The organism is Leptolyngbya boryana PCC 6306, assembly GCF_000353285.1.
In the GTDB taxonomy this organism is placed as follows: domain Bacteria; phylum Cyanobacteriota; class Cyanobacteriia; order Leptolyngbyales; family Leptolyngbyaceae; genus Leptolyngbya; species Leptolyngbya boryana.
The window spans coordinates 5,708,710-5,720,888 of the sequence record NZ_KB731324.1 but is presented as its reverse complement, the minus strand read 5'-3'; the positions used below and the strand labels follow the sequence as shown (position 1 = coordinate 5,720,888).

19 protein-coding genes and 1 pseudogene are annotated in these 12,179 nt (G+C 46.4%); 8 read left to right on the top strand and 12 right to left on the bottom strand.

Annotation, left to right across the window (positions count from 1 at the left end; genetic code table 11):
- Positions 1-86 precede the first annotated feature (86 nt).
- Positions 87-472: pseudogene (locus LEPBO_RS44085) on the bottom strand (IS1 family transposase); the annotation flags it as partial.
- Positions 473-604: 132 nt separating this feature from the next.
- Here LEPBO_RS44085 and LEPBO_RS0128550 point away from each other — a divergent pair.
- The 3 genes from LEPBO_RS0128550 to LEPBO_RS0128540 are packed head-to-tail and all read left to right on the top strand — an operon-like array spanning position 605 to position 1,636.
- Positions 605-1,000 (top strand): hypothetical protein, encoded by a 396-nt coding sequence (locus LEPBO_RS0128550; protein ID WP_017291016.1) that lies wholly within the window; start codon positions 605-607, stop codon positions 998-1,000.
- Complete coding sequence (locus LEPBO_RS0128545) at positions 975-1,346, top strand: ribbon-helix-helix domain-containing protein (RefSeq protein WP_017291015.1); 372 nt, start codon at positions 975-977, stop codon at positions 1,344-1,346. Before LEPBO_RS0128550 ends, LEPBO_RS0128545 begins: the two co-directional genes overlap by 26 nt.
- Positions 1,343-1,636, top strand: coding sequence for a type II toxin-antitoxin system RelE/ParE family toxin (locus LEPBO_RS0128540; protein ID WP_017291014.1), 294 nt, complete (start codon positions 1,343-1,345; stop codon positions 1,634-1,636). The genes LEPBO_RS0128545 and LEPBO_RS0128540 overlap by 4 nt, the downstream gene beginning before the upstream one ends.
- A 99-nt stretch (positions 1,637-1,735) precedes the next feature.
- Here LEPBO_RS0128540 and LEPBO_RS0128535 read toward each other — a convergent pair whose 3' ends face one another.
- Positions 1,736-2,866 carry a cob(I)yrinic acid a,c-diamide adenosyltransferase gene (locus tag LEPBO_RS0128535; RefSeq protein WP_017291013.1) on the bottom strand — a complete coding sequence of 377 codons (1,131 nt, stop codon included), beginning with the start codon at positions 2,864-2,866 and terminating at the stop codon, positions 1,736-1,738.
- A gap of 172 nt (positions 2,867-3,038) precedes the next feature.
- Here LEPBO_RS0128535 and LEPBO_RS0128525 point away from each other — a divergent pair, with 172 nt between their 5' ends.
- Positions 3,039-3,548: a phosphate-starvation-inducible PsiE family protein gene (locus tag LEPBO_RS0128525; protein ID WP_017291011.1), complete on the top strand. Its 510-nt coding sequence runs from the start codon at positions 3,039-3,041 to the stop codon at positions 3,546-3,548.
- A gap of 95 nt (positions 3,549-3,643) precedes the next feature.
- Here the strand turns inward: LEPBO_RS0128525 and tsf are convergent, their stop codons facing one another.
- Positions 3,644-4,306, bottom strand: a complete 663-nt coding sequence (gene tsf, locus LEPBO_RS0128520; protein ID WP_017291010.1) for a translation elongation factor Ts — start codon at positions 4,304-4,306, stop codon at positions 3,644-3,646.
- A gap of 96 nt (positions 4,307-4,402) precedes the next feature.
- Positions 4,403-5,182 carry a 30S ribosomal protein S2 gene (gene rpsB / locus LEPBO_RS0128515; protein WP_026148992.1) on the bottom strand — a complete coding sequence of 260 codons (780 nt, stop codon included), beginning with the start codon at positions 5,180-5,182 and terminating at the stop codon, positions 4,403-4,405.
- A gap of 147 nt (positions 5,183-5,329) precedes the next feature.
- Between rpsB and LEPBO_RS0128510 the strand changes: the two genes are divergently transcribed.
- The 3 genes from LEPBO_RS0128510 to LEPBO_RS0128500 all read left to right on the top strand — a co-directional run bounded on the left by LEPBO_RS0128510 (position 5,330) and on the right by LEPBO_RS0128500 (position 7,824).
- Positions 5,330-5,845 (top strand): hypothetical protein, encoded by a 516-nt coding sequence (locus tag LEPBO_RS0128510; protein WP_017291008.1) that lies wholly within the window; start codon positions 5,330-5,332, stop codon positions 5,843-5,845.
- Between the two features lie 53 nt (positions 5,846-5,898).
- Positions 5,899-7,131 (top strand): site-2 protease family protein, encoded by a 1,233-nt coding sequence (locus tag LEPBO_RS0128505; protein WP_017291007.1) that lies wholly within the window; start codon positions 5,899-5,901, stop codon positions 7,129-7,131.
- A 66-nt stretch (positions 7,132-7,197) separates the two neighbouring features.
- The gene (locus LEPBO_RS0128500) at positions 7,198-7,824 is read left to right on the top strand and encodes a Uma2 family endonuclease (protein ID WP_017291006.1); all 627 of its coding nucleotides are present in this window, start codon (positions 7,198-7,200) and stop codon (positions 7,822-7,824) included.
- A gap of 10 nt (positions 7,825-7,834) precedes the next feature.
- Here LEPBO_RS0128500 and LEPBO_RS38555 read toward each other — a convergent pair whose 3' ends face one another.
- On the bottom strand, positions 7,835-9,379 hold the full coding sequence (locus LEPBO_RS38555) for an ArnT family glycosyltransferase (RefSeq protein ID WP_051077831.1): 1,545 nt from the start codon (positions 9,377-9,379) through the stop codon (positions 7,835-7,837).
- A gap of 229 nt (positions 9,380-9,608) precedes the next feature.
- Between LEPBO_RS38555 and LEPBO_RS0128490 the strand changes: the two genes are divergently transcribed.
- Entirely contained in the window at positions 9,609-10,244 is a 636-nt protein-coding gene (locus tag LEPBO_RS0128490) for a serine/threonine-protein kinase (RefSeq protein WP_197693228.1), read from the top strand.
- A gap of 52 nt (positions 10,245-10,296) precedes the next feature.
- Here the strand turns inward: LEPBO_RS0128490 and LEPBO_RS0128485 are convergent, their stop codons facing one another.
- The 7 genes from LEPBO_RS0128485 to LEPBO_RS0128460 all read right to left on the bottom strand — a co-directional run bounded on the left by LEPBO_RS0128485 (position 10,297) and on the right by LEPBO_RS0128460 (position 12,126).
- Entirely contained in the window at positions 10,297-10,515 is a 219-nt protein-coding gene (locus LEPBO_RS0128485; protein WP_017291003.1) for a DUF4926 domain-containing protein, read from the bottom strand.
- 63 nt (positions 10,516-10,578) lie between these two features.
- Positions 10,579-10,884, bottom strand: coding sequence for a DUF6883 domain-containing protein (locus LEPBO_RS38550; RefSeq protein WP_017291002.1), 306 nt, complete (start codon positions 10,882-10,884; stop codon positions 10,579-10,581).
- Between the two features lie 155 nt (positions 10,885-11,039).
- Positions 11,040-11,294, bottom strand: a complete 255-nt coding sequence (locus tag LEPBO_RS38545; protein ID WP_394374099.1) for a DUF5615 family PIN-like protein — start codon at positions 11,292-11,294, stop codon at positions 11,040-11,042.
- Positions 11,275-11,379: a DUF5615 family PIN-like protein gene (locus LEPBO_RS45440; RefSeq protein ID WP_394368063.1), complete on the bottom strand. Its 105-nt coding sequence runs from the start codon at positions 11,377-11,379 to the stop codon at positions 11,275-11,277. Before LEPBO_RS45440 ends, LEPBO_RS38545 begins: the two co-directional genes overlap by 20 nt.
- Positions 11,376-11,612 carry a DUF433 domain-containing protein gene (locus tag LEPBO_RS0128470; RefSeq protein WP_017291001.1) on the bottom strand — a complete coding sequence of 79 codons (237 nt, stop codon included), beginning with the start codon at positions 11,610-11,612 and terminating at the stop codon, positions 11,376-11,378. Before LEPBO_RS0128470 ends, LEPBO_RS45440 begins: the two co-directional genes overlap by 4 nt.
- Before the next feature lie 72 nt (positions 11,613-11,684).
- Positions 11,685-11,909: a type II toxin-antitoxin system HicA family toxin gene (locus LEPBO_RS0128465; RefSeq protein ID WP_017291000.1), complete on the bottom strand. Its 225-nt coding sequence runs from the start codon at positions 11,907-11,909 to the stop codon at positions 11,685-11,687.
- Positions 11,902-12,126: a type II toxin-antitoxin system HicB family antitoxin gene (locus LEPBO_RS0128460; protein ID WP_017290999.1), complete on the bottom strand. Its 225-nt coding sequence runs from the start codon at positions 12,124-12,126 to the stop codon at positions 11,902-11,904. Before LEPBO_RS0128460 ends, LEPBO_RS0128465 begins: the two co-directional genes overlap by 8 nt.
- Between the last annotated feature and the right edge of the window lie 53 nt (positions 12,127-12,179).

The window sequence follows — 12,179 nt, the reverse complement described above, 5'->3', positions numbered from 1 at the left end:
ACAACATTCTAAAATTACGTACCCTAATACATTTGATATAAAGTATTGGCTGCTTTTTGGCGCAATTTTAATCGACGATGCTGCTAAATCCAATTGAAGTAGCTCACGACTAACCGAGTTGTCACCTTTGTCTGTTCCCAAACCTTGCCAAACTTATTCTGCCGTCGATGCCAGCGTCCGGTCTGTTGTCGAACAATCCCATTCGTGCGCTCTACTAGTTGTGTTTTGTCTTTGCCGACGTGATGCGGAACTTCAGGTGGCAAGACCCGCTCATATCCGCCCCGTCATTGCTATGAAATTGTTTGCACTCTGTTTTCCCTTCAGTGTGGAACACTCACTGCTCAATCATTGCATCGGTGCGTTTGCCCACTCGTGCTGTGAGAATCAGACCGCTGCTGTTGGCTAAGCTCAGCCCAATCCAGCAATCTCCTGCTTCTTGCTCCTGGGTCAAGCACTGCTTTTGTTTTTTGAGGCAATCGAAGCTACATTACCTTTGCCCTATAATCAAACTCGCCAATCATCAGAGCATTGAGAAGCGCGATCGTACAAGAATATTGATCGTTGTTCTCGCCATAATTCACATATCGCCATTGTGGAAGGAACGATGATGCAAGCTTCTACTGAGCAACTTTTAGACGCGATCGCGCAACTGCCCGCACAAGAACTAGAGGCATTTGTTGTCCAGGTCTTGAAGCTTCGTGCCCAACGGCAAGCCCCTCATCTATCTTCTTCAGAATCCGAGTTACTTTCAAAAATCAACCATAGCCTTTCCAGCGATCAACAAACTCGATTTGATCAGCTTGTTGCCAAACGGCAAGACCTGACGATCACCGAATCAGAACTTGCTGAACTCATCGAGATCACAGAGCAAGCCGAGCTTTTGAACGCTGAACGCATGGCAGCACTCGCAGAATTAGCAACTGTAAGAAATCAATCGCTCACTCAAGTCATGCGAAATTTAGGAATCCATCCGCTTGCCTGTCTGGCGTGCCCTTCATAGTCTCAGCCATCGATCGCGATCTCAAAAAATTGGCGATGTTAAACTAAAAGCAAACATCGATCGCGCAATGAATATCACCCTTACGCCAGAACAAGCCCAAATCATTCAGCAAAAGCTTCAAAGCGGACGTTACAAAACGCTTGATGATCTGCTTGCTCAAGCCTTTCAACTCCTAGATGACTGGGAAGAACATAGCCTTATAGAAGACCCTGCTTGGATTGACTCCGCCCGTCAGAAAGTAGATGCCGCCATTCAATCATTAGAGCAAAACGGCGGTACAGATGGAGAAACCGTCGTGAACCGACTCCTTGAGAAATTCCAGCAGGCGCGACAGAACCAACAATGAGTCGATACATTATTTCTGACGAAGCCATTCAGGATCTTGATGATATCTCTGACTATTTCTTACAAACCAATCTAGAAGCAGGTGAGCAGTTTCTCAGAGCATTCAACGCAAAATGTCAGCAGCTAGCCAGCTTCCCAAAAATGGGTCGCAGTTATGGACATATTCGCCCTGACCTCCGTGGACTAGCATTACGGGGTTTTGTGATCCTTTATCGAGTCAACGAAATAGAAGATCAGCTCGAAATTCTAAGAGTCATCAGCGGGCGACGAGATCTAGAAGCTTTATTCTGAACGCTTCAGCTTTGAGAATAATGTCGATTCGATCACTGAATCTCAATTGAGGAAGCAATCGTGAATCTATAAAACACGATCGCATCTCCTCAACCGCGGCTAAAAATCAACGCCACGCTTCAAGTCAACGCCTTTCTCTGCATAATGCTTGTGACAGACCATCTCAGAGTGAACCGTTGCTAAATCGAAATAAGCAGGTGGATTCTTACACCGTCCGGTGATCACGATTTCCGTATCGCGAGGTTTCCGCAGCAATGCCTGCACGATCGGTTCTTCCGGCAAAAGCTCTAAATCGACCGTCGGATTCAATTCATCCAAAATAATCGTTTTGTACAAGCCCGAAGCAATTGCAGCTCTCGCAATTTCCCAAGCCCGCTCCGCTTCAACATAATCTAGCTCTTGCTGCTGACCCCGCCAAACGATCGCATCTCTTCCCGATCGCTGATGATCGACCAAGTTCGGATAGCTCTGACGCAATGCGTTAATCGCTGCATCTTCGGTGTAGCCAGTGCCACCCTTCAGCCATTGCATGATCAAAACCCGATGGGATTTATCCTGACTGATCCCTTTTCCGATCGCTTGCAAAGCCTTACCTAATGCGCTCGTCGATTTCCCTTTCCCTGCCCCGGTGTAAATCTCAATGCCTGCAATTCCCTCTTCTTTTGCAGAGTGATAATGCGGCTTCATTTCAGAATGTAAGTTCGCAATATCAACTAATGCTTGTGGAGCCGCACGTCCCGTGACAATCACTTCCATGTGATCCGGTTTTAACGTCAGCGTTCTCACCACTTCATCCACGGGTAAAAGCCCCAGATCGAGAACCGGATTGAGTTCGTCCATCACCACGACAGAATAAAGCCCAGATGCGATCGCACCTTTCGCCACATCCCATCCTCGCTGAGCTTCTTGGCGATCGAACTTCGTAATCTCATCCGCCCCGAAAAATTCGCCCCGCCCCGTCCGAACTTGGTCAATCAAATGCGGAAAAGCACGTTGCAGCGCTGCGATCGAGGCATCTTCGTCATAAGTCCGTCCCGGCCCCTTGAGAAATCGCAGCAATAAGACTCGCGTCGGTGAGAGATTTTGAATTCCGAGTCCAATCGATCGCAAAACCACACCCAAGGCTGCTTGAGACTTGCCTTTTCCTGCGCCATCGTACACATGAATTTGTCCAGTCATGCGTTCCGATCGTGTTTGGGCTGTGCGAATTCCAACACCCGCTCTAGTCATATCTTAAATCGCCGCTTCTAAATGCAGATTTACTTTAGCAGGTTTCTTCCAAACGGATCCGCGATCGCGCATTTGATTGATTCTATAAATTAAACCAATGCAAGTTAGCTTGAAATATAAGCTTATCTCAAGTTTAATCAAGTTCATGACTCATTCTTAAGGAGCCACCGCTATGCAGGATTCGATCAAGCCATCGTACTCATCGTTGACTGAGACCGAAGAACGGTGGTCAATCAATTCAAGCCGCGCTTACTTGGTTAAAACGTTAGAAACGGTTCAAGATTTGATTGTTGTTTCGCTCTGTATTGGATTGTTCTGTGTGATGGTGATCCAATTGCGGGCAATGTTCTTCTCGCTCTTGCCGCCTTTAAATTTTCATGGTGTCACCGCAGACATCTTGTTTTTGCTGATTTTGGTTGAGTTGTTCCGATTGTTGATCATTTACTTGCAGGAGCAGCGCGTTTCGATCGGCGTTGCGGTTGAAGTTGCGATCGTTTCAGTTCTCAGAGAATTTATTGTTCGAGGTGTATTAGAGGTTCAGTGGACGCAAATCCTAGCAGGCTGCGCGTTTCTAGTCGTCATGGCGCTGTTATTAGTCGTTCGGGTTTGGCTACCTCCCACCTTTGAAGGAATTGATCCTGAAAAACAGTTTTCGATGCGCAAACGGAAAGAATCCCACTAAATATTTCCGCATTTCATCTTTGTCGCCCAAAGTAAACCCAAAGCAAAACCTCCGAGATTTTTACAACCTCGGAGGTCTTTTTTCAACGTCAGAATTTACTTACCGCCGGAGATCTGTGCAGCGACTTCTGCTGCAAAGTCAGACTCTTCCTTCTCAATGCCTTCGCCGAGGACAAAGCGCACAAAGCGACGAATCTGGATGTTCTCACCCAACTGAGCAACGTTCTGCTTCACCAATTCCTCAACGGTGATGTTCGGATCTTTGATGTAAGGAGTCGGCAATAAGCACATTTCATTCAAGCGCTTATCAATCCGACCTTGAACGATCTTCTCTTTAATATTGTCAGGCTTACCCGCGAGGTCGTCTTTGCCCATTTCGATCGACTTTTCACGCGCCACGATATCCGCTGGAATGTCCTCGACACGAACATACTCAACGTTCGTACTTGCAGCGATCTGCATCGCAATGCTGCGAACTAAGTCTTGGAATGCTTCGTTTCTTGCAACGAAGTCGGTTTGGCAGTTCACTTCTACCAACACCCCGATCCGACCGCCGATATGGATATAGCTTCCGACCAAGCCTTCAGCCGCAGTTTTGCCAGCCTTCTTATCTGCCGAAGCAATCCCTTTCTTCCGCAGCCATTCGATCGACTTTTCCATATCGCCGCCATTTTCGGTCAGCGCTTTTTTACAATCCATCATCCCTGCGCCAGTCTTTTCGCGCAGTTCTTTCACCGCTTTTGCTGAAATGTCTGCCATTTGCCTGAGTTCCCAATTTCTTCTCTGATATTGTCCGACGAATTGGGGGAGTGGGGAGTAGGGAGAAAATCCTTCCCCCATTCCCCGATTCCCCTACTATTCTGCGGCAGCTTCCTCTTCAGAAGCTTCCGTTTCATCGTAGTCGTACTCTTCTTCTGCGCCTTCGTAGTCGTACTCTTCTTCGGCTTCGAGTTGACCATGACGACCTTCGTAAATGGCATCAGCCAAACGTCCTACGATCAACTTGATCGATCGAATTGCGTCATCGTTAGCAGGAATGGGCACGTCAACGGTGTCAGGATCGCAGTTGGTATCAAGCAGCGCTACGATCGGAATATTCAACTTGACGCATTCTTGAATCGCGTTGTATTCCCGACGCTGATCCACCATGATGATCACATCTGGCAGTTTGCGCATCAGTTTGATACCGCCGAGGTATTTCTGAAGCCGTTCGAGTTCACGACGCAGCACAGAAGCTTCTTTCTTCGGCAATAGATCCAATCCGCCTGTTTCTTCGCGACGTTCGAGTTCTTTTAAGCGCTCGACACGAGTTTTGATGGTTGACCAGTTGGTGAGCATTCCACCCAACCAACGTTGGTTCACATAGTAAGCGCCACAACGCGAAGCTTCTTGAGCAATAATGCCAGCAGCTTGACGTTTGGTGCCGATGAACAAGAATTTTTTACCCTGTTCAGAAGCAGTCCGCACATAGTTGTACGCGTTATCCATCAACTGAGCGGTTTGCACCAAGTCGATGATATGTACACCATTACGAGCGGTGTAAATGTAGGGACTCATTTTGGGGTTCCATCTGCGGGTCTGATGCCCAAAGTGAACGCCCGACTCAAGTAATTGAGCCAATGAAACAACTGGCATGAATTGATCTCCTAATTCGGGTTCATCGTCCATTCAGGAGTAGCTTTCGCCACCCGAAATCCTGAATGTGTGAGTTTAAACAGCTTATCTAGGGTAACACAAGACCTTGCCCTTGCTACGCTGATATAGAGTTGAGGCTTCTGAGAAATGAGCGTACCGACAGAATTAGATGCAGCGATCGCCGTAGTCGGCGGAATCCTGACGGCAATTGCTATTTTTTGTATTCCTAGACAAAATCTCGATCGAGTCCCGATGTCTGGATTGTTCTTGCTGTTGATCATTCATGCGATCGTGGGTTGGGTTTTGGCGATCTCAGACGTTCAAATCGGATTATGGCTGGTCGCTGCTGGCGCAGTGTTGATTGTGGCAATGATTCGGTCTTTGCAATTAGGGCAGGCGGGTGCAATTGCGTTAGGCGGGGCAGCGATCGGTGCGATCGTCTGGGCTGTACGTCAAGATGCAAATGCACAAATCAGTGCTCTTGCATTTTTATTCCTCGGCATTTGGCTGTGGGCGGTTGGGGGTGCGCGATATCGGATGGAAAGTGCGGGATTTGGAAAATCGATTCGATGGGTTTTAGCGATCGTCGGTTGGGAGGGATTATGGATTGGCTGGCTGATTGATACATTTGTGGCACCGCAGGTCGGAATTTGGCTACGTTAGCGTTTCTTCGTTCCATCTCTTATGCTAGAAATAGCTGCTTTAGGAATTGATTCATGCAATCTGGTTGGCGAATTGGGTCATTGTTTGGCATTCCTTTGCTGATTGACCCGTCTTGGTTTTTTATCCTCGTGATCGTCACCCTGAGTAATGCGCTGCGGTGGCAATATCGCTATCCGGATTGGGGTACACCTGTGGCGTGGGGCACAGGCTTCGCGATGGCAATGTTGCTGTTTGCCTCGGTGCTGCTGCATGAATTGGGTCATAGCCTCGTCGCGAAAGTCCAAGGGATTCAAGTGCAGTCGATTACGCTGTTCTTCTTTGGAGGGATTGCCGCGATCGCACAAGAACCGAAAACTCCTGGAAAAGCGTTTCAAGTCGCGATCGCAGGGCCAGCCGTCAGCTTTATGCTGTTTGTGATTCTGACGCTGCTGACGCTGGTTTTGCCGAATAATGAAATGCCTTTGAGCATTCTGTTTCGAGATTTGGCAGCGATTAATCTTGTCTTGACCTTATTTAACATGATTCCGGGCTTGCCTTTAGATGGGGGGCAGGTGCTCAAAGCGATCGTCTGGAAATTGACTGGAAGTCAGATTAAAGGAATTCGGACGGCAGCGAAAGTTGGGCGATTCCTGGGGCTGTTTGCGATCGCTTGGGGCTTAGCCGATGTTCTGGGTGTCACTCGCAATCTAGGATTACCCACTGCGGGTGGATTATGGGCAGCGTTGATTGGATGGTTTGTGGTGCAGAATGCGAGTGCATACGATCGCATTACTGAATTGCAAGAAGCGATGCTGAAGGTGAAAGCCGAAGATGCAATGACCCGAGATTTTCGGGTTGTCGATGCATCGATGTCGGTGCGGAAATTTGCAGACGATTATTTAATTACGGAATCGCGTGCGGCTGTGTATTATGCTGCCTCGAATGGGCGCTATCGCGGCGTGATTAATACGGAAGATTTGCAACGGATTGAGCGCAGCGAGTGGGAGAGCAAGACACTTTTAGACATTGTGCATCCGTTGAATGAAGTACCGACCGTGCAAGAATCCACTCCGATTGTGGAAGTGATTCAGCTTTTGGAAAATCAAAGTTTGCCGCGAATTACGGTCTTGTCTCCGGCTGAGGCAGTTTCTGGGATCATTGATCGCGGAGATATTGTCAAAGCGATCGCACTGAAGATGAATTTGAGAATTTCTGATGCGGCAATTAAGCAGATTAAAGAAGAGGGAGTTTATCCGCCAGGATTGCAGTTAGGAGCGATCGCGCAAGCGGCATCGGAATTAAGATAGGCACGGTTTGCAGCTTAGACTGTCTATTTTCTGGCAGCATCCATTTAGCAAAGGAGCGATCGGCGCATGAGCATCGCAAGCAATCGAACTGTACAACATCGCCCCCTGAGCTTTGATGAGTTTTTAGCTCAATACGGTAGTGACAATCGCTATGAGCTAATTGATGGAGAGGTATTTGATTTGGAACCGACTGGTTTGCATGAACAGGTCGCAGGATTCATCACTCAAAAAGCTTGTGTGCAAATCGACTTAGCAAATTTGCCTTGGCTGGTTCTGCAACGTCCCCTTTTCCGTCCGCCCAACATTGAGATGACAGCATTTCGACCGGATGTAGCTGTGATCGATGAAATGGCGTTAGAGAATGAATTGCTCTGGCGAGAACAGTCAATTTTGACACAGGGCACTTCGATAAAACTTGTGGCTGAAGTGGTCAGTAGTAATTGGCAAAATGACTATTCTCGCAAGTTGGAAGACTATGAAACTTTGGGAATTCCAGAGTATTGGATTGTAGACTATGCAGGCTTAGGTGGCACTCGTCATATCGGTAGCCCAAAGCGTCCCACACTTTCCATTTGCAGATTAATAGAAGGTCAATATCAGATTCAGCAATTTCGGGGAGAGCAGTTGATCAGTTCACCCACATTTCCGGGTCTGAATCTGACGGCTGACCAAGTTTTAAGAATTAGACCGTAAACCACTTCTCCTATTTTGTTTGTTGCCAGCGTTTCGCCAAGTTCCAGCCTTCAAACACATCAACTATTTCATATTTTAAGCCAGGTGTCTTAGCAAGATTGGGATCAATCCAGGCGTAATCGGTGTTGGGTAGAATCTTAGGATTTTCGATTTCTTGTCCAATTTTGGGAGTGTAGAAATTGAGTAAGAGTTGCGTTTTGCGATCGTCACGACTCAGTGCTTTTTCATCGACGATAAAGCTCACAGGCTGCGATCGCAAAACTTCCTGCACATTGGCTTGAAGTAGAAATTGCTTCAGTTGCGGATCGTAATCTCCCCACAATCCAGTTAAATGTAAAGCTGCGATCGCGAACCAAGACGTGACGAGCCAACTAGCTGCCCAGTATTTTGCAGAGTGAGCCATGCGATCGCGCAAAATCCAAATGAGCGGCAAACTCAACCAACCTAACCCAACTGCTAAAACGACCAGTGCAATCTTATCTAATTCACTGCTTCGCAAACTGCTAGATTGCAGCAATTGGGCAATTGTCGTGCGTTTATTCACAACAACTAACAAGAAAATCGCGATCGCACCCATAAGTAAATTCAGACCGATAAACGCTCCCGTGTATTTCTTCTCGGTATAGAGATGAACGAGATGAGAAAGCGCGATCGCGGCAAATAGCCCAACGAACGGCATTAATTGCAACGGATAGTAATGTGTTTTCGTTCCAAACAATGTTAATTCAATAAACAGAGTAACAGGATAGCCAATGAGTAAAAATCGAGTTTGATGTGATTTTATTAATGCTCTGATATCTGGATGTCGAAATGCTAACCACAATCCGCCTAATGCAAAAAATACCCAGGGAAATCCATTTGCAGGAATATTCCAGAAATAGTAAAACTGATTTGCTCCTTGATACGTTTGTCCACCTAAATGAAATAGTTTGCCAAATAATTCTTGAATTGGTGCGGTTCCATATTTCTGAATCGCCGCTCCTAACCAAAAAATCACAGGCATAAGCCCAATTCCGAATCCTAGATACAACCAAGGATCGAGTAAATGCCGATGCCGACGATGCTGAGCAATCAAATAAGGAAAGAGCGCGATCGCCGCTGGAATGATCATGAAGCCTTTGATCATGAAGCCCCATCCGAACATTGCTCCAGCCACAAATCGCCAAGGACGACCCGAAGTCTCGGCAAGCAGTAAAGTCCAAATTGCAATCAGTTCGATGCAGACTAAAACCATGTCTTGAGTTCCGAGCCGCGCATATTGTGCGACTAAGGGAATGATGCTAAAAATTGCGGCTCCGAGCCAAGCCATTCGAGGAGTCGTCAGACGTTTGCCGATCGCATAAGTAAGCAACACACTCAAAATAAATGCGATCGCGCTAGGCAGTCGGGCAGTGCCTTCACTGATTCCAAATCCCAGGTATGAGCTAGCAATCAACCATTGAATCCCAATGGTACGATCGAAACTATAGCCTCCTCCCCATTGCGGTGTGATCCAATCTCCAGTTTGCAGAATTGCGCGAGCTTGAGTGGCGTAAATCCCTTCATCGTGAGCCATGAGGCTTTGTTGAGAGCTTCGCAGTAAAACGATCGGGAGTGCCCAAAGAAAAAGAGTGAGATAAGGGAGGAGTCGTTTGAGATTCACAACGCACCAGAAAACGCTTTCGGTGCGAATTCTACCTTAGATTCTTCGCGATCGACATTGGATCACGTTTGCGGAAAGTCTCAGGTGTAATTTGAATCTGATGGCAGAATGGTGCTGGATATCGCGCTTTTCGGAGTTGCTTATGCGATCGCTGATTGAAACGATTGATCAAACGCTGTTGCCTGATTTAAATATCGAGAGTTGTGACCCGCATGATCCGATCGTCATTCATCATGTACCTGCACCTTGGCAAGTGCTAGGAACCGGAAATTATGCAGCCGTGTTTACGCATCCAGATTTTCCGGATGAAGTGGTGAAAGTTTACGCACCAGGACGACCAGGTTTTGAAGAAGAAGTTGAAGTGTACGATCGCTTGGGTGCTCATCCAGCTTTTTCGCAGTGTATCTATGCGCGAGATGGAATGCTGGTTTTGAAGCGACTGCATGGAGTCACGCTTTATGACTGTATGCACCGAGGGATTCGGATTCCGGTGCAAGTGATTCAAGATATCGATCGCGCTTTGGACTATGCTCGCGATCGCGGGTTGCATCCGCATGATGTTCATGGTCGCAATGTCAATATGTATCAGGGACGCGGCTATGTGGTGGATGTGTCGGACTTTCTGCATGAAGAAGCTTGTTCCGCTTGGACAGATTTGAAGAAGGCTTACTATTGGGTGTATCGTCCGATTCTTTGTCCGTTACGGATTCGGATTCCTTATGCGCTGCTCAATGCGCTTCGGAAGACTTATCGCTGGTTACGATCGCTTAGAGGTTAAATTCTAGTCGTCTATGAGATTTGTTCGACAATGGATTTATAGTTGCTGAGCTTTAAGATGCAACTTTGTTCCTGGATTGGGTTGTTTCTAACTGAATATCTGCAGGAGCTAAGGTTAGAAGCGCGATTGTATGCCCTTTTGCATTGATGAATTCAATTTCAAAAGCTTGCCCGTCGCTATAACAATGCACAACAGCTCCACGATCGCCAGCTCTTAGACCATTTTCTTGAATATCGCTAGTCAGAATCACTGTGTCTAATTCTTGAATCATTTCAGCCTCTTGTATGTTCAAAGTGGATGTGCAGTTACAAAGCGTGGGGTTTCTTGTCCCATATCAATGATCCAATCCCATATCAATGATCCAAACGGTTCTTAGCGAAATCAAGTATCCATTGGGGGCTTCTATTTCTCCTTCGATGATGTATTTTGTGCCGTGTGGAGAAGTAACAACTTCCTTGACAGATTGCAATCGCGCAATCTCCAGAAGTCTTTGCTCTAGGATATCTACATTTTCTTCATTAAAGCCAGCACCACGAAGTAATTTTGCTTTTGAGCCTCCAACGGAGTGAGTTTCTGAGAGCAAGTATCCAAGCAACTTTTGGGGTTGAATAAATGCGGTTTCTCGGTTCGGTAAGTTCATACGGTGCGATCGCGAATCCTGTCATATCATCTCAAATTTTCTAGGTGCGATTGCTTTCTCCTATTATCCGCGATCGCACATTTTCCGCAGATTCGCGATCGTAGGATTTTACTCTAGACCTAGCTGCTGTTTTAGAGCGAGCTGCGATGAACTATTTACTGGTGAACTGTGATCTCATTACGACTCAGTTCCAGATAAGAGTGTTGTTCAAACAACTCAACAATTCGTGATAGATTTTGCGTAAATACTGTCTCAAGATCTGAGTTTTTGATATTGCCAGTTGTGACTAACAGCAATTTGTATGGTTGTTGAATGGTTAGAAAAGAATTGAGAAAGTCTGCGTCTTTTGTAATGACAATTCTTTGTTCTGCGATCGAGAGCGTATTGATGTCAGCATCGGAATGGAAGATCGCGCGTATGTAGCGTGTCGTATCCTGCTTCTGATAATAGTCGTGCAAGACGAGTGGGCAATTGAGCATCGACTAGAAATTTCATGAAGCAATTTTGTGAATACTTTTAATTTGGCTGAGACGAGCGGCAAATAAAAGCGCTGCGAGGATATCTTCGCGTTCTAAATCTTCATAGTCTGCCAAGATTTCTTCGATCGTCATGCCTGCACTCAGAAGTTCTAAAAGGAAATCCACCGGGTAACGTAAGCCACGAATGCAAGGTTTACCGTGACAAATGTTGATATCGTGGGTGATTCGTTGAAGTAGATTCGTTTCCATAATAAATGTGCGATCGCTTTCTCCTATTATCCGCGATCGCACATTTTCCGCAGATTCGCGATCGCATGTAACTTAGATGATGTCGTTGTCTGAATCTTCTTCTGCGGGGTTAATGGCATCAAGAACTTGTCTAACGATTTTAGGATGCAGAATTTTACCTGAATGGAAAGGTACAACTACTCGAATGCCATTCTTGAAATAGATTCGATGACTACCGTTTGTTCTGATGAGTGTAAAGTCAGCATCTAATAAAAGTTTTTCTGCTTCTTGAGCAGTTAGACGTGGCGCTTTAGGCAACTTGCACCTCTAATGTCATTGTCAAGATTTCCTGCCTTTGAAGAATGCTTTTCTCCTCGTCTGAAAGAGTTTCAAGATATAGCTCGATCGCTTCTTTAATATTGGCTTGAACTTCTTCTAAGGTGTCTCCCTGAGTTTGACAGCCTTTGAGCGCTGGACAGTAAGCATAATAACCGTCTTCGTCTTTTTCAATTACTACATCAATTTTGTACGACATGATATCTGCCCTCGATCGCTTTCTCCTATTATCCGCGATCGCACATTTTCCGC